Here is a 23,592-nt window from a genome sequence, read left to right as displayed (position 1 = left end):
AAGATGCAACTAAATTCAACTGAAATTAGTGAATTGATTAAAAAACGCATCGCTCAATTCGACGTGGTGAGCGAAGCCCGTAATACAGGGACAATTGTTTCTGTAAGTGATGGGATTATTCGTGTTCACGGTTTAAGCGATGTGATGCAAGGCGAAATGATCGCCTTACCAGGCAACCGTTACGCAATGGCACTTAACCTTGAACGTGATTCTGTTGGTGCGGTAGTAATGGGTCCTTACGCAGACTTAGCGGAAGGTATGGAAGTACAATGTACTGGCCGTATTCTTGAAGTACCAGTTGGTCGTGGTTTATTAGGGCGTGTGGTAAACACACTTGGTCAACCAATCGATGGCAAAGGCGAAATTGAAAACGATGGTTTCTCTCCTGTTGAAGTTATTGCGCCAGGTGTTATCGATCGTAAATCTGTTGATCAACCAGTACAAACTGGTTATAAAGCGGTTGACTCAATGGTGCCAATCGGTCGTGGTCAACGTGAGTTAATCATCGGTGACCGTCAAACAGGTAAAACAGCATTAGCAATCGACGCAATCATCAACCAACGTGATTCAGGTATTAAATGTATCTATGTTGCGATCGGCCAAAAAGCTTCGACTATCGCAAACGTAGTACGTAAATTAGAAGAACATGGTGCGCTTGAAAATACTATCGTTGTTGCAGCGTCAGCGTCTGAATCAGCGGCATTACAATACCTTGCACCTTACTCAGGTTGTGCAATGGGTGAATATTTCCGTGATCGCGGTGAAGATGCGTTAATTGTTTATGATGACTTATCAAAACAAGCCGTTGCTTATCGTCAAATTTCATTATTATTACGTCGTCCACCAGGTCGTGAAGCATATCCAGGTGACGTATTCTACTTACACTCACGTTTACTTGAACGTGCAGCACGTGTAAATGAAGAATACGTAGAGAAATTTACTCAAGGCGCAGTAAAAGGAAAAACAGGTTCTTTAACCGCTCTTCCTATTATTGAAACTCAAGCGGGTGACGTTTCTGCATTCGTTCCAACCAACGTAATTTCGATTACCGATGGTCAGATTTTCTTAGAATCTAACTTATTTAATGCTGGTATTCGTCCTGCGGTAAACCCTGGTATTTCGGTATCTCGTGTGGGTGGTTCTGCACAAACTAAAGTAGTGAAAAAATTAGCTGGTGGTATCCGTACTGCATTGGCTCAATATCGTGAATTAGCGGCATTTGCTCAGTTCGCATCTGACCTTGATGATGCAACCCGTAAACAACTTTCTCACGGTGAAAAAGTCACTGAATTATTGAAACAAAAACAATATGTACCGCTTAGCGTAGCAGACCAATCTGTGTTGCTTTTCGCGGTTGAGTTTGGCTATTTAGAAGATGTGGAATTGCAAAAAATTGCAAATTTTGAAGCCGCACTTTTAGATTATGCTCGCCGTAACCACAGCGAGTTTATGGCTGAATTGACCAAAACCGGTAACTACAATGATGAAGTTAAAGCATCATTGAAAGCGATTTTGGATAACTTTAAAGCCAACAGCGCGTGGTAAAAGTAACGGAGAAATAAGATGGCAGGTGCAAAAGAGATAAAAACCAAAATTGCCAGTGTACAAAGTACACAAAAAATTACTAAGGCAATGGAAATGGTGGCAACCTCGAAAATGCGTAAAACGCAAGATCGTATGGCTGCTTCTCGTCCGTATTCTGAAACAATACGAAATGTTATCAGCCACGTCTCTAAAGCAACTGTTGGTTATAAACACCCATTTTTAATTCAACGCGAAGTAAAAAGAGTCGGGATCTTAGTGGTCTCGACTGACCGCGGAATGTGTGGCGGTTTGAACATTAACTTGTTTAAAACTGTGATGACAGAAATCAAACAATGGAAAGATAAAGGTGTTACTGTTGAATTGGGCTTAATTGGCTCAAAAGGTATCAGCTTTTTCCGCTCATTAGGATTACCTGTTCGTGCACAACTTTCCGGTTTGGGTGATAATCCGGCAATGGAAGATTTAATCGGGGTCGCAAACGACATGTTTGATGTCTATAAAGACGGCAAAGTAGATGCAGTTTATATTGCCTACAATAAATTCGTTAATACAATGGCACAAAAAACCGTTTATCAACAATTAATACCATTACCGGCATTAGAAACCGATAATTTAGAGCAAAGACAAAGCACCTGGGATTACCTTTACGAGCCAGAGCCAAAAGTCTTATTAGACAGTTTGCTTACTCGTTATTTGGAATCACAAGTGTATCAATCTGTGGTAGATAACCTTGCTTCCGAGCAAGCTGCTAGAATGGTAGCAATGAAAGCGGCAACTGATAATGCAGGTAATTTAATCAATGACTTGCGATTAGTTTACAATAAAGCTCGTCAAGCAAGTATTACAAATGAATTAAACGAAATCGTCGCCGGCGCGGCAGCGATTTAATAAAAGAGGAACGGTAATGTCAGCAGGAAAAATTGTACAAATCATCGGTGCGGTGATTGACGTTGAATTCCCACAAGATGCAGTACCAAAAGTTTACGATGCATTAAAAGTTGAATCAGGTTTAACCCTTGAAGTTCAACAACAATTAGGTGGCGGTGTAGTTCGCTGTATCGCATTAGGTACATCTGACGGCTTAAAACGTGGCTTAAAAGTAGAAAACACTGGTAACCCAATTCAAGTTCCAGTAGGTACAAAAACTTTAGGTCGTATCATGAACGTATTGGGTGAACCAATCGATGAGCAAGGTGATATTGGCGCGGAAGAAAATTGGGCTATCCATCGTCCAGCACCAAGCTATGAAGAACAATCTAACAGTACGGAATTACTAGAAACTGGTATCAAAGTTATCGACTTAATTTGTCCATTCGCAAAAGGTGGTAAAGTAGGTCTATTCGGTGGTGCGGGTGTAGGTAAAACCGTTAACATGATGGAATTAATCCGTAACATCGCGATCGAGCACTCAGGTTACTCCGTATTTGCGGGTGTAGGTGAACGTACTCGTGAAGGTAACGACTTCTATCATGAAATGAAAGATTCTAACGTATTAGATAAAGTATCATTAGTTTACGGACAAATGAATGAGCCACCAGGTAACCGTTTACGTGTTGCGTTAACCGGTTTAACTATGGCTGAAAAATTCCGTGATGAAGGTCGTGATGTATTATTCTTCGTGGATAATATCTATCGTTATACCCTTGCTGGTACTGAAGTATCTGCGTTATTAGGTCGTATGCCATCTGCGGTAGGTTACCAACCTACATTAGCAGAAGAAATGGGTGTACTACAAGAACGTATCACTTCAACCAAAACAGGTTCTATCACCTCTGTACAAGCGGTATACGTACCTGCGGATGACTTAACTGACCCATCTCCAGCAACAACGTTCGCGCACTTAGACTCAACAGTTGTATTAAGTCGTCAAATTGCGTCTTTAGGTATTTACCCTGCGGTTGACCCATTAGATTCAACCTCACGCCAATTAGACCCACTTGTTATCGGTCAAGAGCACTATGATGTAGCGCGCGGCGTACAAGGTATCTTACAACGTTATAAAGAATTGAAAGATATCATCGCAATTCTTGGTATGGACGAATTATCTGAAGAAGATAAATTAGTGGTAGCACGTGCACGTAAAATTGAACGTTTCTTATCACAACCGTTCTTCGTTGCTGAAGTATTCAACGGTACACCAGGTAAATACGTTTCTTTAAAAGAAACTATCCGCGGCTTTAAAGGTATTTTAGACGGCGAATACGACCATATTCCAGAACAAGCGTTCTACATGGTCGGTACAATCGACGAAGCGCTAGAAAAAGCCAAAAATATGTAATCGCTTCAAGTCATTTGAAGGAGAACAAAAATGGCGACATTTAACCTAATAATAGTCAGCGCAGAGCGAAAAATCTTTGAAGGTGCTGTGAAACAAATCCAAGCAACAGGTGTGGAAGGTGAACTTGGTATTTTACCAAACCACACCCCTTTAATGACGGCTATTAAGCCGGGGATTGTTAAATTCACCCTTGAAGATGGCAAAGAAGAAGTTATCTATGTTTCAGGCGGCTTCTTAGAAGTTCAACCTAAAGTAGTGACTGTGCTTGCCGATGTTGCAATTCGCGGTAGCGAGTTAGATGCAGATCGTATTCTTGAAGCAAAACGCAAAGCTGAAGAAAATATTGTGGCTCACATTTCTGATGTGGATTATGAGCTTCTTGTAGCGAAACTTTCTAGAGAGTTAGCGAAACTTCGTGCTTATGAGCTTACTGAAAAACTCGTTAAATCAAAACGATAAGTTTATGATAATAAAAAAGAGCGGTCATTTTGACCGCTCTTTTTATTTCTATCTATTTCTATCTTAAGAAATATCGATAAGCTTTACTTTCACTTACATCTTCATAAACATAGCCGAGTTGTGTTAAAGCTTGCTCAAATTCTGCGTTATCTTTTTCTTCTAATTGGAATGCTGCAAGGATATTACCGTAATCGGCACCATGCGCACGATAGTGGAACAATGAAATATTCCAACGTTTACCTAATATTTCTAAGAATTTCAGTAGAGCCCCTTTTTGTTCTGGGAATTCAAAGCTATAAAGTCGCTCATTACGGTTTGAAACGCGTCCGCCCATCAAGTAACGAATGTGTGTTTTAGCAATGTCGTCATCAGACATATCTTCAACATCAAAACCGTTTTTCGTTAAATCAGCAATAATGTCTGCTTTTTCTGCTTCATTAGTCGTTCGCACACCAACAAAAATGCAAGCTTTTTGGTTATCTGCATAACGATAACTAAATTCTGTTACTGCACGATTACCGATGACATGGGCAAATTTTAAGAAACTGCCAGGTTGTTCAGGCATAGTTACAGCCAATAAAGCTTCACGGTTTTCACCAATTTCGCAACGCTCTGAAACATAACGTAATGTATGGAAGTTTAGGTTAGCACCAGATAAAATCGCTGCCATGTTTTTGCCTTGAATATTGTGCTGTTTGACGTATTTTTTCAGACCGGCTAAACCTAATGCACCAGATGGTTCTGATACCGCACGCACATTTTCGAATAAATCTTTCATTGCGGCACAAACTTCATCGCTATCCACCAACACCATTCCATCTAAATATTTCTGGCATAAACGGAATGTCTCATCACCAATGCGTTTTACTGCTACACCGTCAGCAAATAGAGCAACGTGAGCTAAATCTGTAGGTTCACCTTTTTCTAAAGCGGCATTCAAACAGGCTGAATCTTTGGACTCGACACCGATCACTTTAATTTCCGGCATAAATTGTTTGAGTAAAATGGCTACGCCAGCCGCAAGGCCACCACCACCAACTTGCACAAAGACATAATCCAAATCAGCCACTTGTTGCAGCATTTCCATTGCCAACGTGCCTTGACCCGCGATCACCAATGGATGATCAAACGGCGGAATAAATGTCATATGTTTAGATTTTGAAAGCTCAATAGCTTTGGCTTTGGCTTCATCAAAATTAGCTCCGTGTAGCAACACTTCGCCACCAAATCCACGGACAGCATCCACTTTAATGCTTGGTGTGTTTTGTGGCATAATGATCAATGCTTTTAGCCCGAGTTGTTTCGCTGATAATGCTACGCCTTGCGCATGATTGCCCGCAGAAGCAGCAATAACACCAGCCTGTTTTTGTTCATCAGAAAGGCTAGAAATCATTGCATAAGCACCACGCAGCTTAAAGCTATTTACTGGCTGGCGGTCTTCACGTTTAATCCAAATATTATTATGCAGACGGTCAGATAATTTCCCCATTTTTTGTAGCGGGGTTACAGTAGCGGCTTCATATACTCTAGAGCCAAGTTTAACAATCGCGTTAACATAATCCGATTGAGAGGGTTGAGGATTGGTAAGTAAATTTTTCATGATACTTAATTTGTTATGATGAAGTGCGGTTAATTTTTTCTTTATTTTTATCCTCCTCTCTTTTATGAGAGGAGGAGCGATTAGAGATTATTTTAATAGACTCTTATCACGCACAGCCCCTTTATCCGCAGAAGTAGCGAAGTGACCAAATACTTTTAATGCAAAGGATACTTCACGTTCACGGTGAGCAGGTTGCCAGCCTTTAGCATCTTGCTCGGTACGGCGTTTTGCTAATTCTTCATCGCTGATTTTAAGGTTAATCGAGCGATTTGGAATGTCGATTTCGATAATATCGTCATCATGTACTAAACCGATGGCACCGCCAGAAGCCGCTTCAGGCGAGGCATGACCAATAGATAATCCAGAGGTACCACCAGAGAAACGACCATCTGTCAATAAAGCACATTTTTTACCTAAGCCCATAGATTTTAAGTAGCTGGTTGGATACAACATTTCTTGCATACCCGGGCCGCCTTTTGGACCTTCGTAACGGATAATCACAACGTGACCTTCTTTGACTTTACCACCTAAAATACCAGATACAGCATCTTCTTGGCTTTCAAATACGATTGCGCGGCCAGTAAATTTCCAGATCGATTCATCCACACCCGCCGTTTTTACGATACAACCGTCTTTAGCGATGTTACCGAATAATACGGCTAAGCCACCTTCTTGAGAAATTGCATTTTCTTTGTTACGGATACAACCGCTTACACGGTCATCATCTACGCTATCCCAACGGCAATCTTGTGAGAAGGCTTGCGTGGTACGAATACCTGCAGGACCTGCGCGGAAGAATTTGTGTAATTCTTCGTCTTTGTTACGAATGATATCGTATTGATTTAATTGTTCTTCTAGTGTTGTTCCTAACACAGTTTTGGTGTTACGGTGGATTAATCCTGCGCGATCTAATTCACCCAATAAGCCCATAATGCCACCTGCACGGTGCACATCTTCCATATGGTATTTATTGGTGTTTGGTGCGATTTTGCTTAAGCAAGGCACAACGCGTGATAAGCGGTCAATATCCGCCATTTTGAAATCAACGCCAGCTTCTTGAGCAGCCGCTAATAAGTGTAAAACGGTATTACTTGAACCACCCATTGCAATATCTAAACTCATGGCATTTTCAAAGGCCTCAAAGGTGCCAATTGAACGAGGTAATACGCTTTCATCATCTTGTTCATAATAGCGTTTGCAAAGTTCAACAATTTGACGACCAGCTTTTAAGAATAATTCTTTGCGGTCAGCATGGGTCGCTAACATCGAGCCATTGCCCGGTAAAGATAAACCTAACGCTTCCGTTAAGCAGTTCATTGAGTTAGCGGTAAACATCCCTGAGCAAGAACCACAAGTTGGGCAAGCACTGCGCTCAATCGCATCAATACGCTCATCACTTACATTCGGATCTGCCGCTTCAATCATCGCATCGACTAAGTCTAAGCGAATAAGCTGATCAGATAATTTTGTTTTACCCGCTTCCATTGGGCCGCCTGAAACGAAGATAGTTGGAATGTTCAAACGCATGGCTGCCATCAACATTCCTGGGGTGATTTTGTCACAGTTGGAAATACACACCATCGCATCAGCACAGTGAGCATTAACCATATATTCCACGCTATCAGCGATTAAATCACGGCTTGGTAAGGAATAAAGCATCCCGCCGTGGCCCATCGCGATACCGTCATCTACTGCGATAGTATTGAATTCTTTTGCCACACCGCCGGCTTTTTCAATTTCAGCTGCAACCAATTGTCCCATATCTTTTAAATGAACATGCCCTGGTACAAATTGAGTGAACGAGTTCACCACCGCAATAATCGGTTTACCAAAGTCATTTTCTTTCATCCCTGTTGCACGCCATAAGGCACGTGCACCTGCCATATTACGACCCTGAGTACTAGTCGCTGAACGTAGTTTTGGCATAAATAATCTCTCCAAGTTTTAAATAGAATTACATTTATATCTTTCCCAGTCAGGCTTATATATTTCATAAGTTCTAATCCTAAATGGATGGTTATTGTCGATCTTTCCAAAATTTTAAAAAAAATCAAATTTTTCTTTAAATCCTTCAGGTATATCTAATTTGTTTTTATCAATACTAATTTCATCATTATTTTTTTTTTTTTTGCTAATATAGATAAATGATTTGCCCGAAAGTCTATCTATTTCTTTTGATTGGGTAAGGTTTTGACATCTCCCATTATTTTTATCAAATGTTAATAAATCAAAATATTTTGAAATTAAATAAACCTTTGTTTTAAGCAAGGAAATTTTAGTCTCTGGCTCCTGATAAGATAGATACGAGAAACTTTCATTTTTTATAATTTGTGTAGGAAATAGACTTATGTATAAGCTATAAAGAGCAAACAAAGAAATAAATGGATAAAAGACGTTCATTAGCTTAATGGTCATTTCTTCACAGCTCTCTTTTATTCCTAATTTATATCTATCATATAATACTGGTAATAGGTCAAGGCCACAGAATAGAGCCTGAATTGAAAAGATAATCCCTAAAAAATATAAAACGTATTCATAGATAAGTAGTATAGTTAGGGCTTTTTGGGTTTTTGGAAATAACTCTGGTTCATAACCTAATACTTCTTGTATTAGGTTATCTGAACTAGATGTAAGAGCAAAATAAGAAATAAAAAATACTGCAACTGCGGAACCGTATAAGGTCGCCCACATAAATCTGTTTTCTTTATAATAAATAGATAATATTTCAAACACTACTACAACCAATGTCCCTATAAACAAATAAATAGGCTCATTATTAAAAAAGCCGCCAAGTATTATCATAAGCCCTAACGCTTGGGTAATACATCGTAAATATTTATCCATTAGTTTAATACTCTATCTATATTGAAGATATCAGGCAACTTCTCCAACTGACTCACCAACAACACCAAAGTGCGGTCGGATTTTACAGTGAATTTTAACCGCACTTTGTCGTCAATCAGTGCCATTTCCATTTTTGTCACGGTGAAGCCGCGGTGGCGGATCACACGCAAAATGCGTTCCAGTACTTCGGGGCGGTGTTGAGCGATCAAGTCAAAAGTATATTGGTTCATCTTAAATTTCCTCCAGCATATCCGTGTTGCATGCACCCGGCGGCACTAATGGCCATACACATTCTTCAGGTGGAATGCATACTTGCAATAAATAGGCAGTTTCACTATTTAATAAACGATTAAGTGCCGCATCTACATCATCAGCGCGCTCAATGCGTTCAGCTGGAATATCAAAGGCTTTCGCTAACATCACGAAATCAGGGTTATCTTCTAGAATGGTTTCTGAACGGCGTTTATTCCAGAAAAGGTCTTGCCATTGACGCACCATACCAAGACGTTGGTTATCTAACAGCAAAATTTTTACTGGCAATTTACCGCGTTTGATTGAACCTAATTCTTGGATATTCATCATCAATGAACCATCGCCTGTTACCAAAATCACTTCATCATGAGGACGTGCTTTTTTCGCACCTACCGCTGCAGGTAAACCAAATCCCATGGTGCCGAAGCCCGCAGAGGTAATATAGTTTTCTGGTGCGAAATGGCGCATATGTTGCGCAGACCACATTTGGTGTTGGCCCACATCAGTACAAATCACGGCATTTTGAGGTTTACGCTGTGAAAGTGTGTTGAGCAATGACCAAGGGTCAATAGGTCGGTTGCCTGCATTGTCGATATAAGTGAAGTCGAGTTTGGCTTTCAGCGCTTGAATATGCGCACGCCAATCATCAATCGCAAGCGGGATACTTAAAGCCTCTAAAGCTTGAATTAAATCACCTTGAAGGGCAACATTTGCCACACGGAGTTTGTTGATTTCTGCCGCATCAATATCACAATGAATGACTTTAGCTTGTGGCGCAAAACTGTCTAATTTACCTGTCACGCGGTCGTCAAAACGTGCACCGCACACTAACAATAAATCACATTCGTGCACGGCAATGTTTGCTGGTCTTGTGCCGTGCATACCAATCATGCCCATATAAACGGGATCTGTCGGGTCAATTGAGCCTAAACCTTTTAATGTCGAAACAGACGGCATTTTGGTAATTTGTAGGAATTTTCTGACCGCTTGTGTTGCGTTTGCCATACCTACGCCACCACCAACATAAAGCACGGGTTTTTTCGCTTGAGACAATAACGCTTTTGCTTCCGCTAATTTTAATTCTGAAAGTACGGTCGGTTTTACGACAGGTTTTACAATGGGTTTGATATGTTCTGGTACATCGCCAACTTGGATGTTACGAGGCACATCAATTAACACAGGGCCAGGTCTGCCAGTTTGTGCAATTTGGAAAGCAGAGGCAATAATTTCGGGGAGTTCTTCAATGGATTGCACAATGTAGCTGTGTTTGGTGCAAGCAAGAGATAAACCTAAAACATCGGCTTCTTGGAAAGCATCGGTACCGATAAGAGGGGCAGCCACTTGACCAGTAAATGCCACGATTGGCACAGAATCAGCAAAGGCATCGCCTAAACCGGTAATTAAATTGGTTGCACCCGGACCAGAGGTTGCCACACAAACGCCGACTTTGCCTGTAGAGCGCGCATAACCAATCGCGGCTATTGCAGCACCTTGTTCATTACGACAAAGGAGATGGTCAAGACCTGAGTCATAGATGGCATCATAGGTTGGCATGATTGCCCCGCCTGGGTAGCCGAAAAGATCGGTTACGCCATGCGCTTTTAAACATTGGATAATGAGTTGTGCGCCTGTCATGTTGCTTCCCGTTTTTATGATTATTGAATAATTTTATAAACACTGAAGTTCAGCATTGTAGCGGAATTTTTCGCCTTTGGTTAGGTTTTCGCGAAAAAACCAATGAAAAAAACACGATAACAAACATTATCGTGTTTTTGAATGAAAAGTGCGGTCAGAAAACATGATGTTTTCTTTGCATAAAATTAGAAGCCTGCTTGTTTTTCTAATTGTTCCACAAGTGCATCGTCTAAGCCTAACGCTTTTGCTAAGTCTGCTAAGAAAATGATTTCTTTGCGAGATAAATCTTTGCTTACTAAACGAGCCGCTAAGTACACATTGCTTGCAAGTGCAGTATCGTTACCTACAAGACGTGCAATTTCATTGATAGAAATTGGATTTTGGATTTCTTGTGCAAGCCATTGTGCTAATTCAGGGTTGTTACCTGCTTCGTTTGCAATAGTTTGTTTTTCATCTTCAGTAATTTCACCATCTGCTGCCGCTGCGGCGATCATGGTGCGTAAAATTAATTCACCCGCATCAACATGGCTTGATGAATTTAATACATCAAACGCATTTTCTGAGATGTTTGGTTGGCTGCTTTGTTGGGATTTTTGATAGTTTTGGTAAGCTTGATAAGCAAGGTTACCTAAAACGGCAAGTGAGCCTAATTTTGCTAAGCTTGCACCACCGCTACGGCCTAAAATCATCGATAAGATACCGCCTAACGCTGCACCACCACCTACTTTTGTAATAGAGTCGATAGTTTGGTTGCCGGTTTCAAGTTTGCTTGCAGAGTTTTTAGCGACATTTAAAACTTGATTTAAAATGCTGTTGATATCCATAAATGTTTCCTTTTGGTTGTTAATAGAGATTAAATTTGGCCTTTAGACAGTAAATTTTAAAAAAAATTCACTATTTTTAACCGCTCTTTTAACCAAGTCCTTGACTCGGTTTTAGAATTCATTATATTGAAATCTTTCTTCATTAAAAAGGAACTTAGTATGACGCAGTCAAACGCAAAGCGTGAGACCTTCTCTGGTCGGAAAGCATTTATTATGGCGGCAATTGGATCCGCTGTTGGTTTAGGAAACATTTGGCGTTTCCCTTACACCACTTATGAAAACGGGGGCGGTGCATTTATTATCCCTTATCTTATTGCACTTTTAACCGCCGGTATTCCATTGCTTTTCTTAGATTACGCAATCGGTCATCGCCATCGTGGTGGTGCACCACTTTCTTATCGTCGTTTTAACCCGCACTTTGAAGTGTTTGGTTGGTGGCAGGTGATGGTGAACGTCATCATTGGGCTTTACTACGCAGTAGTATTAGGTTGGGCGGCAAGCTACACCTACTTCTCACTTAATTCTGCCTGGGGAGATAAACCAATTGATTTCTTCCTACACGAATTCTTAAAAATGGGCGATATCGCTAATGGTGTGAGCTTTGAGTTTGTTGGCATGGTGACAGGCCCGTTAATCGCAGTATGGTTAGTCGCATTAGGCGTACTTTCTTTAGGTATTAAAAAAGGGATTTCTAAATCTTCAGACATCTTAATGCCTGTTTTAGTGGTGATGTTTGTGGCGTTGGTTGTTTATTCTTTATTTCTACCGGGTGCAGAAAAAGGCTTGAATGCGTTATTTACACCAGATTGGTCAAAATTGTCTAACCCAAGTGTGTGGATTGCGGCTTACGGTCAAATCTTCTTCTCTCTTTCTATTTGTTTCGGGATTATGATCACTTATGCGTCTTACCTGAAAAAAGATTCTGATTTAACAGGAAGTGGTTTAGTTGTTGGCTTTGCAAACTCAAGCTTTGAAGTACTTGCAGGTATCGGTGTATTTGCGGCATTAGGCTTTATTGCCGCTGCACAAGGTGTGGAAGTGAGTGAAGTGGCAAAAGGCGGTATTGGTTTAGCTTTCTTTGCATTCCCAACCATCATTAATAAAGCACCATTTGGTGAAGTGTTAGGGGTATTGTTCTTCGGTTCATTAACCTTCGCGGCATTAACTTCATTTATCTCTGTTATTGAAGTAATCATTTCAGCGATTCAAGATAAACTCCGTTTACGTCGAGCAAAAGCGACCTTTATTGTGGGTTTACCAATGATGGTGGTTTCAGTGATTTTATTCGGTACCACAACCGGTCTACCAATGCTTGATGTGTTGGATAAATTCGTAAACTACTTTGGTATTGTAGCGGTAGCATTTGTTTCATTAATTGTGATTGTAGCAAATGAAAAACTTGGCTTATTAGGTAAGCACTTAAATGAAAGCTCTTCATTCAAAGTCGGTTTCCTATGGCGTTTATGCATTGTAATCACCACGGGTATTCTTGCCTTTATGTTATTGAGTGAAGGTGCGAAGGTATTTACAGAAGGTTATGAAGGTTATCCAAGTTGGTTCGTAAATACCTTTGGTTGGGGTATGGCAATTTTGCTTGTAGTCGTTTCGTTCATTCTTTCTCGCTTAAAATGGAAAAATGAAGAGAACCTCAATCTTGAAGAAAAAGGAGAATAAAGATGACAGGTATTGCACTTACAATGATGATTGTGTCGCTTTTGATTATTTGGGGCGGCTTGATCTTTGCTTTAATTAGACTTCCAAAAGAAGAAAAATAAGGTCAAAATTGACCGCACTTTGATATAAGTAGGGCGTGCTCAGCACGCCCTTTTTTGTTATTTCGATAAATCGATTTGATATACCGCAAAGCCAACTTCATCAGTGCCGACTTTCTTCATTGGGTATTGTGCATTGTCTTGAATAAATTTCGCTGCTTGTTCGCTTGGCGAGGTTTCAAAACGCACGTCTAATTTATCGTTATCTTTAATCGGTGCAAAACGCCAGTTTTTATCCGCACTTGGGTTTACATGGCCATGTTTTTCGCTTTCTGCTTTGATGTAATCCGCAAGGATTTGGCGGTTTTCATCAGGAGAAGCGTAAACAATGTGTGCATCGCCTGTACCTGGGAATTTATTACCGTAAGCGCGATAGTTGTTAGTCGCAATTAAGAATTCTGCTTTTGGATTAACTGGTTTACCTTGGTAAGTTAAATTTACCACACGGTGTGAGTTAGGGTTAATCAATTTACATTCGCCGTCATAACGCGCTGGTTGAGTCAGGTCGAATTCATAATTTACGCCGTCAATCACATCGTAGTTATAAGTACGGAAACCTTCCCAATCAAGTAAAGATTGAGGTTTGTCGCTTGCAGGGTCGATTTGTTTAAACATGCCTGCGCTACATTCTAACCATTCTTTCAATTCTTCACCGGTTGCTTTTACCACAACTAAGGTATTTGGATAGAGGTATAAGTCTGCTGCGTTACGGAAGGTTAATTCACCTTTGTTAACTTCAGTATAGCCTGTTGGGTCATTTTTACGTCCGCCCGCTTTAAATGGTGCGCCTGCACTTAAAATTGGTAAGCCTGCCATTGCTGCAACACTTGGAGCCACTTTTTCAACATAAGCCTTTTGTGCTTGGTTCACAATTTGAATCGTTGGGTCATCTTGCACTAACGCTAAGTAGCTATACATGTTATCGGTCGCTTTACCGATTGGCTGAGCCACGAATTCACGGGTGGCTTCATGCACAGGTTTTAAAAGTGCGGTCAATTCTGCATCATTTTCTGTGGTCGCTTTTTTGTTTTCTGCATCGTAAATTGGGCGAAGTGCTGCTTTACCATCAGCCACTAACCATTTGCCGTTGTGTTGAGCAAGGGTTAGGTCGATCACACTGATGTTATTTGCCCAGTAGCCTGCCATACTTTCAGGCACGCCTTTCACGGTACCTTTAGCAATATCTGCATTTGGTGATTTCGCGAACTCTTTGTTCGGGAATAAACGGTGGGAGTGACCGAAAACAATCGCATCAATGTGTGGTACATCAGCAAGATAGAATGCTGAGTTTTCTGCACCTTCTTGATATGGCTCGTCAGATGGGCCTGTATGCGCAAGTGCCACAATAATATCTGCACCTTTTTGTTTCATTTCTGGCACATATTTTTGTGCAGTTTTCACGATATCGCGAGTTTCAACTTTGCCTTGTAAGTTCGCTTTATCCCACACCATAATTTGTGGTGGTACAAAACCGATATAACCGATGTTTAGTTTATGTGTTTTACCTTGGCTATCCACCACTTCTTTGGTTTGAATCACATAAGGCGTGAAATATGGCTCTTCGGTACCGACTTTTACTACGTTAGCATTGATGATTGGGAATTTCGCTTGTTTAATCGCATCGGCTAAATAATCTAAGCCATAGTTAAACTCATGGTTACCTAATGTCCCTACTTCATAGTGCATTGCATTTAAGCAATCTACAGCTGGGTTTGGTTTGCCTTCTTTGTAACCTTTAGCTGCTTGATAGTCAGCGATTGGGTTACCTTGGATTAAGTCACCGTTATCAACTAAAACGCTGTTTTTCACCTCTTGACGAGCTTGACGAATCAAGCTTGCTGCACGAGTAAAACCGAATTTCTCAGTCGGTGCATCTTTGTAGTAATCGAAGTCAGTTAAAAAACTGTGAATATCGGTTGTTGCCACAATACGTAAATCGACTTGTGTGTCGCTTTTCGCAAAAGCAAAACGGCTAGCACTTAACGCTAAAATGCTGCTTGCGCCAAGTTGGATGAAATCTCTTCTGTTGATCATATGAGCTCCTGTTGTATAAGAATCGGCAAGATTTTAAAGCTCTTTTATATATAAAGAAAGCGCAATATAAAGTTATGAAATGAAGTGTGATATGCATCACAAAATAAGGGATTGAATTTGGTTGCAAAACTTCACGTTTGGGACAAAAATAGGGTATCCAATCCGCTAAAAATCACTTCATTCACAGTAAGGTAGCCATTTATTGATGGCATCCGATAAGGAGATCGCTATGGCTTTTAATCTTAAAAATAGACATCTATTGAGTCTTGTTCATCATTCAGAACGCGAAATTAATTATTTGTTAGATTTATCCCGTGATTTGAAACGAGCTAAATATGCAGGGACAGAGCAGCAACAACTTAAAGGTAAAAATATTGCACTCATTTTTGAAAAGACATCAACTCGTACTCGTTGTGCTTTTGAAGTGGCTGCTTATGACCAAGGTGCTCGAGTAACTTATATCGATCCAAACTCCTCTCAAATTGGACATAAAGAAAGTATGAAAGATACGGCTCGAGTTCTTGGGAGAATGTATGATGCGATTGAATATCGGGGATTTAAACAAAGTACCGTACAAGAACTTGCGGATTATGCAGGTGTGCCGGTGTTTAATGGTTTAACGGATGAGTTTCATCCTACACAAATGCTCGCGGATGTTCTCACGATGATTGAACATTGTGACAAGCCACTTCGTCAAATTAGTTATGTGTATATTGGTGATGCACGTAATAACATGGGGAATTCTCTTTTACTGATTGGATCAAAATTAGGGATGGATGTGCGTATTTGTGGTCCTAAAGCCCTATTACCAGAAGCCGGTTTTATTGAAATGTGTAAAGGTTTTGCCAAAGAAAGTGGTGCGCGGATTACTGTAACAGAAGATATCGACAAAGCCGTAAGAGGCGTTGATTTTGTGCATACCGATGTCTGGGTTTCAATGGGCGAGCCATTAGAAGCTTGGGGAGAACGTATTAAGTTATTGCTTCGTTATCAAGTAACGCCAGAACTCATGAAGCATACGGGTAATCCAAAAGTAAAATTCATGCACTGTTTACCTGCATTCCATAATAGCGAAACTAAAGTGGGTCGCCAAATTGCAGAAAAATACCCTGAATTAGCAAATGGCATTGAAGTGACTGAAGACGTATTTGAGTCTCCGATGAATATTGCGTTTGAGCAAGCTGAAAACCGGATGCATACGATTAAAGCGGTAATAGTTTCAAGTTTAGCTTAGTATTGAAAATTAGATAAAATGTGTACCGTTTTTTAATTCTAAATTTTGAATGAATTCTTAAGTTGTTCGTTGTGATTTTTTATTATTTATGTGAAATTTTATGTTGTTTTTTGATTATGATCACATTTTTCAAAAAATATTATTGACATAATATTTACACAAGCAGAGAATGTACCAAAGAAAGGTTAGTTTAGATAGAAAGAGGGACTTTTTCTATGCTACTTCGTACATATATACACAGATATGTCCATACGAAAGTATTGAGACTTTTACGGTTTAATCCGATAAAAGGTCGTTCTTTGATGGCGCACATCCGTCGTACACGCCATATTATGATGCCATCGCATCGCTCTTGCTTCTCATATTCAGTATTTGCTTCTCAAAACAAACCATCCAACACGGCTCTCTAAACAGAGTTGTTCTCTCTGTTTAGAGAGTATCCACAGATTAATTTCTGAATATTTTTGTATTGCCTAGAACAGGTAAGAAATATTTTGTGAAATTAACTTAATCTTATTTAATTTAAAATAAATAAATTCTTACTTTAGTTTTTGTTATTAAAATCTAGAGAGGGTTGTTTTATTCTAAATAAATCTATTGCGTTATTAAAATTAATAATGCAGGGTAACTTTACGTCAAAAATAAATAAAGGAGTTCATTATGCCAAACTTAAAAATTGCATATAGCCCAAAAGTTGAACAATATTTCTCTACAAATAGAGAATTAGTTGAGATTGCCAAAACAGACTTTACAGATGTTGCGGCTATTGTGTTAAGTTCAGGTGATGTAGGAGAATACCTCGGTCGAATTCAAGCAACAAAATTTGGTGTTCCAGTGTTCGTTGTTCAAACTGAAGAACAACAAGTGGATCCAAAATTCTATGATTCTATTTACCATATCCAAGATTTAAACGGTTATGACATCAAACTTTATAGCCGCCAAATCGAAACTGCAGCAAAACTTTATGAAGAAAAAATGTTACCTCCATTCTTCAAAATGTTAAGTGAATATGTGGAAATGGGTAATATCGCTTTCGACTGTCCAGGACACCAAGGTGGTCAATACTACCGTAAACACCCTGCAGGTCGTTTCCTTTACGATTTCTTTGGTGAAAATATTTTCCGTTCTGATATTTGTAATGCGGACGTAAAATTAGGTGACTTGTTAATTCATGAAGGTGCAGCTTGTGATGCACAAAAATATGCCGCTCAAGTATTTAATGCAGATAAAACTTACTTCGTATTAAATGGTACTTCATCTGCAAACAAAGTAGCATTAAACGCAGTGCTTTCTCCAGGCGATTTAGTGTTATTTGACCGTAACAACCACAAATCAAACCATCACGGTGCGTTAATTCAAGCAGGTGCAACGCCAATTTATTTGGAAACTGCACGTAACCCATTTGGTTTCATCGGTGGTATTGATAGTCACTGTTTTGAAGAAGATTACTTAAAATCATTAATCAAAGAAGTAGCACCTGAAAAATTAAATCAAAAACGTCCATTCCGTTTAGCGGTTATCCAATTAGGTACTTATGACGGTACGATTTATAACGCTCGCCAGGTTGTGGATAAAATCGGTCACCTTTGTGATTACATCTTATTCGACTCTGCATGGGTAGGTTATGAACAATTCATTCCAATGATGAAAGATTGCTCTCCATTATTGCTTGAATTAAATGAAAATGACCCTGGTATTTTAGTGACACAATCTGTTCACAAACAACAAGCTGGTTTCTCACAAGCTTCACAAATCCATAAAAAAGATAAACATATCAAAGGTCAAGATCGTTATGTAAACCATAAACGTTTCAATAACGCCTTCATGTTACATGCTTCAACCAGTCCGTTCTATCCATTGTTTGCAACATTAGATGTGAACGCGAAAATCCAAGGTAGTGAAGCAGGTCTTCGCTTATGGCATGAATGTGTGAAAGTGGGTATCGAAGCACGTAAATTAGTGTTGAATCATTGTGACTTAATCCGTCCATTCATCCCTACCACAGTAAAAGGTAAAAAATGGCAAGATTATGACACAGAAGAAATCGCAACTAACCTCGAGTTCTTCAAATTCCACCCAACTGATACATGGCATAAATTTGAAGGCTATGCAGATGAACAATACTTCGTTGACCCATGTAAATTCTTGCTTACCACTCCAGGTATCAGCTTAGAAAATGGTGAATATGAAGACTTTGGTATTCCAGCAACCATTCTTGCAAACTACTTACGTGAAAACGGTATTATTCCGGAAAAATGTGACTTGAACTCTATCTTATTCTTGCTCACTCCGGCAGAAACTCTCACCAAAATGCAAACATTGGTAGCTCAAATTGCCTTGTTCGAAAAACACATTAAACAAAACTCTTTATTAAAAGATGTATTGCCAACTGTGTACAAAAACAACGAAGACCGCTACAAAGGTTACACAATCCGTCAATTATGCCAAGAAATGCATGACCTTTATGTAAGCCGCAATGTAAAACAACTTCAAAAAGACCTATTCCGCAAAGCAACATTACCGGAATATGCATTAAATCCACACGATGCGAATATTGAATTCGTTCGTAACAAAGTTGAACTTGTTGCATTAACTGACATTGTTGGTCGCGTAGCTGCGGAAGGTGCATTACCTTATCCTCCAGGTGTGTTATGTGTGGTTCCAGGGGAAAGATGGAGTCCGACTGCACAAAAATACTTCCTCGCATTAGAAGAAGGTATCAACACATTACCTGGTTTCGCACCTGAAATCCAAGGGGTTTACTTACAAAAAGACCCTGATGGACGTACTCGTGCATATGGCTATGTTTTAACTGACTATTAATAAAGTGTGGTTATGAGGTTTTCCCTCATAACCCTCTCAGCACAAACAAAAAAAGTGCGGTTAAAAACATCTGATTTTTTGACCGCACTTTAAGGAGTATAAATTATGAGTGCTAAAAGTAATAAAATTGGTGTGGTTCAACTCACCATTCTGACTATGGTTAATATGATGGGTTCAGGTATCATTATGTTACCGACCAAATTAGCCGAAATTGGGACTATTTCTATCGTTTCTTGGCTTGTAACCGCAGTTGGTTCAACAGCCTTAGCTTATGCATTCGCACAATGCGGTATGTTTAGTAGAAAATCTGGTGGTATGGGTGGCTATGCTGAATACTCTTTCGGTAAAGCGGGTAACTTCATGGCAAACTATACTTATGGTGTGTCGTTAGTTATTGCGAATACTGCGATTGCGATTTCTGCTGTTGGTTATGGTTCAGAGTTCCTCGGTGCAACCCTTTCTCCACTTTCTATCGCATTATGGACGATCTTCACTCTTTGGCTTGCGACTGTTCTTAACTTCGGTGGCGCAAGAATTACGGGTAACATCAGTTCATTCACCATTTGGGGTGTAATTATTCCTGTGGTGGGTATTTCAATCATCGGTTGGAAATGGTTTGATGGTTCAATGTATGTAAATTCTTGGAACCCACACAATGTGCCTACTTTTGAAGCGATCGGTGTATCTATTTCAATGACATTATGGGCATTCTTAGGGTTAGAGTCTGCTTGTGCGAACTCTGATGCGGTTGAAAATCCAGAGAAAAACGTACCAATTGCGGTACTTGGTGGTACTTTAGGTGCGGCAGTAATTTATATCGTTTCAACTAACGTGATCGCAGGTATTGTTCCTAACCTTGAACTTGCTAACTCAACTGCACCGTTCGGTTTAGCCTTTGCTCATATGTTTGATGAAACAATCGGTAAAGTCATCATGGGCTTAATGGTGATGTCTTGTTTCGGTTCATTATTAGGTTGGCAGTTCACTATTGCTCAAGTATTCAAATCTTCAGCGGAAGAAGGTTATTTCCCAGCATTCTTCAAAAAAGTTACTAGCAAAGATGCACCAATCGTTGGTATGGTAACTATCACTGCGTTACAAACATTACTATCATTAATGACAATCAGCCCATCATTAAATAAACAATTCAATGTGCTGGTGGACCTCGCGGTAGTAACAAACGTTATTCCATACTTGCTCTCAATGGCTGCACTTGACGTATTGCTGAAAACTGAAAATGCTCCTCAACAAAAACACAAAAAAACTGTTCTTGTTGCCTTTATTGGTTCAGTCTATAGTATCTATGCGCTTTATGCTGCAGGTGAACAAGCGATGTTATACGGTTCAATTGTGACCTTTATCGGTTGGACATTGTATGGTTTTGTTTCTTACAAATTTGACCTTAAAAAATCTCAAGCTTAATTAAAAAAGAAAAGCCTACATCTTCATGTAGGCTCTTTCGAGTAGTAATAAGCTTAAAGTATAAAAGAGCGGTTGAAAATTTAATTGTTTTCAACCGCTCTTTTTATTTAGGACAACACTCTCAACAAAACAGGCTGAAATTCCGTTTGTTGGCCGAGTTTTAGGGTGTAACGTTTAACCATCACAAAGGAAAGTGCGGTCAACATAAAGATTAAAATCGCACGGATGATCTCATTTTCACTGATATAGCTAGAAAGCAATGTTGCAACCAATAGAGTGAAAAGCGGCACGATATACATTAACAATGCAGAAAATAACATGGATTTTTCTTCTAGACCGATTTCTACCATTTGGCCTGCACGGAGTGGCGTGATGGTTTCTAGCGTGAAGATATGTTCGCCTCGTTTTCCGTTAAGCTCAGAAAGGGAAGCTGTTCCACAGGCTTCTCTAGCTGAACAAGCTCCACAGGCGCTTTGTGATTGACATTTCACTTTAGCAAGACCTGTTTTCGCATCATAGCTCATCACAATTGCACTTTCTTTTAGCATTGCGCTTCTCCCATATAAATATCAAAGCGGTGATTTTTGGTTTCACGACTAACATGGGGCGCTTTTTGCGCTAAAAATTCCGCATAATCAGGACGTTTTACCACCACACGTTTACGGGCTAATTGTAACGCAGGTGTCAAGAGCTCATCGGCATCCAAATCGGCACCAACCAAATGTTGGAATACACGCATTTCTTTTTTAACTAGGGCTGATTTTTGTTTGTGCGGATACATTGGATCCAAATACACCACATCGGCACTCTCGGTTTGTGGATTGAGTTCGGCAATATGATGAACATCTAGTAAGCGCATATTTTGTTGCATCATTTCGCCTATTTCTGTATCCTGATAGGCGCGGTTGAGACCATCCTGCAATAGCAAATATACTACAGGATGACGTTCTACTAAACGCACTTGGCAACCGATAGAAGCTAGAACAAAGGCATCTCGACCAAGTCCGGCTGTGGCATCAATCACGCTCAGCAATTCTGCGCCTTTAATGCCTACAGCTTTGGCAATAGCTTCACCACGTCCACCGCCAAATTTACGACGATGGGCCATTGCACCAACTACGAAATCCACAAACACATCGCCCAATTTAGGCTCATCCAGTTTACGCAGGGTAAGGTGGGTTTCGGTTCGCACCAATGCAAGCGGACTTTCAGTACAATGCTCGATACCAAAAGGGGAACAAAGTGCGGTCAATTCTGACAATGTTCCCGCTTCGGCAAGCAGTTGAATTTTTATTTTCTCACCAGCCATACGCCGCTTTCCATATGATCTGTGTAAGGGAATTGATCAAACAGCGCCGCTTTTTCAATGCGGTGGGTTTGGCTTAGGGTTTGCAAATTCTCACAAAGGGTATGAGGATTGCAGGAAATATACAAAATACGATCGTAATTCTGCACCAGTTTTACCGTGTCAGGGTCAAGCCCTGCTCGTGGTGGATCCACAAAAATCGTATTGCATTGATAGGCTTTTAAATCAATGCCTTTTAAGCGATTAAACTCACGTACGCCGTTCATTGCTTGAGTAAACTCTTCTGCTGACATACGGATAATTTGTAGATTATCTATACCATTTTCCGCAATATTAAATTGTGCGGCAGCAACGGATGGCTTGGCGATTTCGGTAGCAAGGACTTTGCGGAAGTTTTGTGCAAGGGCGATAGAGAAATTGCCGTTGCCACAATACAGCTCTAATAAATCGCCTTGAGAACCTTGAGTGCAATCAATCGCCCATTCCAACATCTTGCAATTCACCGCTGCATTAGGCTGAGTAAAGCTGTTTTCCACTTGGCGATAAACATAATTACGCCCTTTCACCGGTAACACTTCATCGACAAAATCCTGCTCTAAACAGATTTTTTGTTTACTCGCTCGACCAATCAGCTGCACATCAAAACCAAGTTGTTGTAATTCTTCTTTTAAGCGTGTAGCAGCGCTTTGCCATTCTTCCGTAAGTTGCTTGTGGTAAAGCAGGCTTACAATAATCTTATTGCTGAGCGTGCTCAAATAATCAATTTGGAACAGTTTTTTATGTAATACTTCCTGCATTTTTAACAATGGCAGTAAGGTTTTCATCATGCGATTGATCAGTTCGCTGGCAATCGGGAACTCATCCACTCGATAGCGTTGTAAGGTACTTTGATCAAACATGATGTGATAAAAATCGCCTTTATCATGCCAAATACGAAATTCTGCACGCATCCGATAATGGCTAGTCGGCGAATCAAACACGGCTATTTCTGGGGCGTTAAAGGGCTGTAAAAGTGCGGTCAGCTTTTCAGTCTTTTTTTGCAGGAGTTCGGTATATTGGGAAATGGGTAGTTGCATTGATGTTTACGTTTGAATGATAAATATCCCACAGCCCTTGGCAAGCATGGGGATTGAGTAAAAAAGCAAAAGGCAAGCTTCTGCCTGCCTTTTAAAATGTATTATTCGCCAGAATAATCTTCGCCGCCAGAAGCCGCTTCGCTCACATCACCTGATAAGGTGTAAACACGTTTTGTTGTGTTAATGCGAGTACGATATTTATTCCACGTTTTTTCGAAGAAAGTTTCCGGTGCACGTTCACCACGGCAAAAAGCAACAAATTCTTTTTCTTCTTTTGTCGCTGGCTTGCGCTCGCCTGAATCTAATGCTTTAAACGCTTGACCATATTGCTCTAACACTTGGGATTCTTTGATTGTATAATCACCGTGACGGGAAAATCCGCGTGGGTAGTTTTTGTCGTCAAAAAAACGACGAGTAACACTGAAACTAGCAGCCATAATCATCTCTCTTCTTTATATTTAAAAACGGCAGGCATTAAACCAATTTTT

21 protein-coding genes are annotated in these 23,592 nt (G+C 40.1%); 10 read left to right on the top strand and 11 right to left on the bottom strand.

Going from position 1 to position 23,592, the window contains the following annotated elements; all coding sequences use genetic code 11:
* The first annotated feature begins 3 nt into the window (after positions 1 to 3).
* From atpA to INQ00_RS02570, 4 genes are read left to right on the top strand one after another with little or no spacing between them, the layout of a single operon-like run.
* Entirely contained in the window at positions 4 to 1,545 is a 1,542-nt protein-coding gene (atpA, locus tag INQ00_RS02585) for a F0F1 ATP synthase subunit alpha (RefSeq protein ID WP_197547223.1), read from the top strand.
* An 18-nt stretch (positions 1,546 to 1,563) separates the two neighbouring features.
* Positions 1,564 to 2,433: a F0F1 ATP synthase subunit gamma gene (atpG, locus tag INQ00_RS02580; RefSeq protein WP_197547222.1), complete on the top strand. Its 870-nt coding sequence runs from the start codon at positions 1,564 to 1,566 to the stop codon at positions 2,431 to 2,433.
* Positions 2,434 to 2,449: 16 nt separating this feature from the next.
* The gene (gene atpD, locus INQ00_RS02575; protein WP_111315336.1) at positions 2,450 to 3,823 is read left to right on the top strand and encodes a F0F1 ATP synthase subunit beta; all 1,374 of its coding nucleotides are present in this window, start codon (positions 2,450 to 2,452) and stop codon (positions 3,821 to 3,823) included.
* 30 nt (positions 3,824 to 3,853) lie between these two features.
* Positions 3,854 to 4,282, top strand: coding sequence for a F0F1 ATP synthase subunit epsilon (locus INQ00_RS02570; RefSeq protein ID WP_197547221.1), 429 nt, complete (start codon positions 3,854 to 3,856; stop codon positions 4,280 to 4,282).
* A gap of 58 nt (positions 4,283 to 4,340) precedes the next feature.
* Here INQ00_RS02570 and ilvA read toward each other — a convergent pair whose 3' ends face one another.
* The 6 genes from ilvA to INQ00_RS02540 form a co-directional block, all read right to left on the bottom strand.
* The gene (gene ilvA, locus INQ00_RS02565) at positions 4,341 to 5,882 is read right to left on the bottom strand and encodes a threonine ammonia-lyase, biosynthetic (RefSeq protein ID WP_197547220.1); all 1,542 of its coding nucleotides are present in this window, start codon (positions 5,880 to 5,882) and stop codon (positions 4,341 to 4,343) included.
* Positions 5,883 to 5,969: 87 nt separating this feature from the next.
* On the bottom strand, positions 5,970 to 7,808 hold the full coding sequence (gene ilvD / locus INQ00_RS02560) for a dihydroxy-acid dehydratase (protein ID WP_178162441.1): 1,839 nt from the start codon (positions 7,806 to 7,808) through the stop codon (positions 5,970 to 5,972).
* A 114-nt stretch (positions 7,809 to 7,922) separates the two neighbouring features.
* Positions 7,923 to 8,726: a hypothetical protein gene (locus INQ00_RS02555; protein WP_197547219.1), complete on the bottom strand. Its 804-nt coding sequence runs from the start codon at positions 8,724 to 8,726 to the stop codon at positions 7,923 to 7,925.
* Entirely contained in the window at positions 8,726 to 8,956 is a 231-nt protein-coding gene (gene ilvM, locus INQ00_RS02550) for an acetolactate synthase 2 small subunit (RefSeq protein WP_178162445.1), read from the bottom strand. The genes INQ00_RS02555 and ilvM overlap by 1 nt, the downstream gene beginning before the upstream one ends.
* A gap of 1 nt (position 8,957) precedes the next feature.
* Positions 8,958 to 10,613 (bottom strand): acetolactate synthase 2 catalytic subunit, encoded by a 1,656-nt coding sequence (gene ilvG / locus INQ00_RS02545; RefSeq protein WP_178162447.1) that lies wholly within the window; start codon positions 10,611 to 10,613, stop codon positions 8,958 to 8,960.
* A 185-nt stretch (positions 10,614 to 10,798) separates the two neighbouring features.
* Positions 10,799 to 11,437, bottom strand: a complete 639-nt coding sequence (locus INQ00_RS02540; RefSeq protein ID WP_070775162.1) for a tellurite resistance TerB family protein — start codon at positions 11,435 to 11,437, stop codon at positions 10,799 to 10,801.
* Positions 11,438 to 11,596: 159 nt separating this feature from the next.
* Here INQ00_RS02540 and INQ00_RS02535 point away from each other — a divergent pair, with 159 nt between their 5' ends.
* Positions 11,597 to 13,111, top strand: coding sequence for a sodium-dependent transporter (locus INQ00_RS02535; protein WP_070775163.1), 1,515 nt, complete (start codon positions 11,597 to 11,599; stop codon positions 13,109 to 13,111).
* A 2-nt stretch (positions 13,112 to 13,113) separates the two neighbouring features.
* Complete coding sequence (locus INQ00_RS02530; protein ID WP_111327440.1) at positions 13,114 to 13,212, top strand: methionine/alanine import family NSS transporter small subunit; 99 nt, start codon at positions 13,114 to 13,116, stop codon at positions 13,210 to 13,212.
* Positions 13,213 to 13,269: 57 nt separating this feature from the next.
* Here the strand turns inward: INQ00_RS02530 and cpdB are convergent, their stop codons facing one another.
* The gene (gene cpdB, locus INQ00_RS02525; RefSeq protein WP_197547218.1) at positions 13,270 to 15,243 is read right to left on the bottom strand and encodes a 2',3'-cyclic-nucleotide 2'-phosphodiesterase; all 1,974 of its coding nucleotides are present in this window, start codon (positions 15,241 to 15,243) and stop codon (positions 13,270 to 13,272) included.
* A 229-nt stretch (positions 15,244 to 15,472) separates the two neighbouring features.
* Between cpdB and INQ00_RS02520 the strand changes: the two genes are divergently transcribed.
* From INQ00_RS02520 to potE, 4 genes are all read left to right on the top strand, one after another.
* The gene (locus INQ00_RS02520) at positions 15,473 to 16,477 is read left to right on the top strand and encodes an ornithine carbamoyltransferase (RefSeq protein WP_197547217.1); all 1,005 of its coding nucleotides are present in this window, start codon (positions 15,473 to 15,475) and stop codon (positions 16,475 to 16,477) included.
* 215 nt (positions 16,478 to 16,692) lie between these two features.
* Entirely contained in the window at positions 16,693 to 16,887 is a 195-nt protein-coding gene (gene speFL, locus INQ00_RS09800) for a leader peptide SpeFL (protein ID WP_197534114.1), read from the top strand.
* 250 nt (positions 16,888 to 17,137) lie between these two features.
* The gene (gene speF / locus INQ00_RS02510) at positions 17,138 to 19,300 is read left to right on the top strand and encodes an ornithine decarboxylase SpeF (RefSeq protein ID WP_014064454.1); all 2,163 of its coding nucleotides are present in this window, start codon (positions 17,138 to 17,140) and stop codon (positions 19,298 to 19,300) included.
* A gap of 105 nt (positions 19,301 to 19,405) precedes the next feature.
* On the top strand, positions 19,406 to 20,722 hold the full coding sequence (gene potE / locus INQ00_RS02505; protein ID WP_232086613.1) for a putrescine-ornithine antiporter: 1,317 nt from the start codon (positions 19,406 to 19,408) through the stop codon (positions 20,720 to 20,722).
* A gap of 107 nt (positions 20,723 to 20,829) precedes the next feature.
* On the opposite strand, the gene INQ00_RS02500 is transcribed toward potE, so the two are convergent.
* The 4 genes from INQ00_RS02500 to INQ00_RS02485 form a co-directional block, all read right to left on the bottom strand.
* Positions 20,830 to 21,270, bottom strand: coding sequence for a SoxR reducing system RseC family protein (locus tag INQ00_RS02500; protein ID WP_197547216.1), 441 nt, complete (start codon positions 21,268 to 21,270; stop codon positions 20,830 to 20,832).
* Positions 21,264 to 22,031, bottom strand: a complete 768-nt coding sequence (locus tag INQ00_RS02495; protein ID WP_197547215.1) for a class I SAM-dependent methyltransferase — start codon at positions 22,029 to 22,031, stop codon at positions 21,264 to 21,266. The genes INQ00_RS02500 and INQ00_RS02495 overlap by 7 nt, the downstream gene beginning before the upstream one ends.
* Entirely contained in the window at positions 22,013 to 23,104 is a 1,092-nt protein-coding gene (gene trmA / locus INQ00_RS02490; protein WP_197547214.1) for a tRNA (uridine(54)-C5)-methyltransferase TrmA, read from the bottom strand. The genes INQ00_RS02495 and trmA overlap by 19 nt, the downstream gene beginning before the upstream one ends.
* 101 nt (positions 23,105 to 23,205) lie before the next feature.
* The gene (locus INQ00_RS02485; protein ID WP_032804166.1) at positions 23,206 to 23,541 is read right to left on the bottom strand and encodes a MaoP family protein; all 336 of its coding nucleotides are present in this window, start codon (positions 23,539 to 23,541) and stop codon (positions 23,206 to 23,208) included.
* Positions 23,542 to 23,592: the final 51 nt, after the last annotated feature.

The sequence above is a fragment of the Haemophilus parainfluenzae genome, assembly GCF_014931275.1.
Classification (GTDB): domain Bacteria; phylum Pseudomonadota; class Gammaproteobacteria; order Enterobacterales; family Pasteurellaceae; genus Haemophilus_D.
This window is presented reverse-complemented; position numbering and strand designations above follow the sequence as displayed.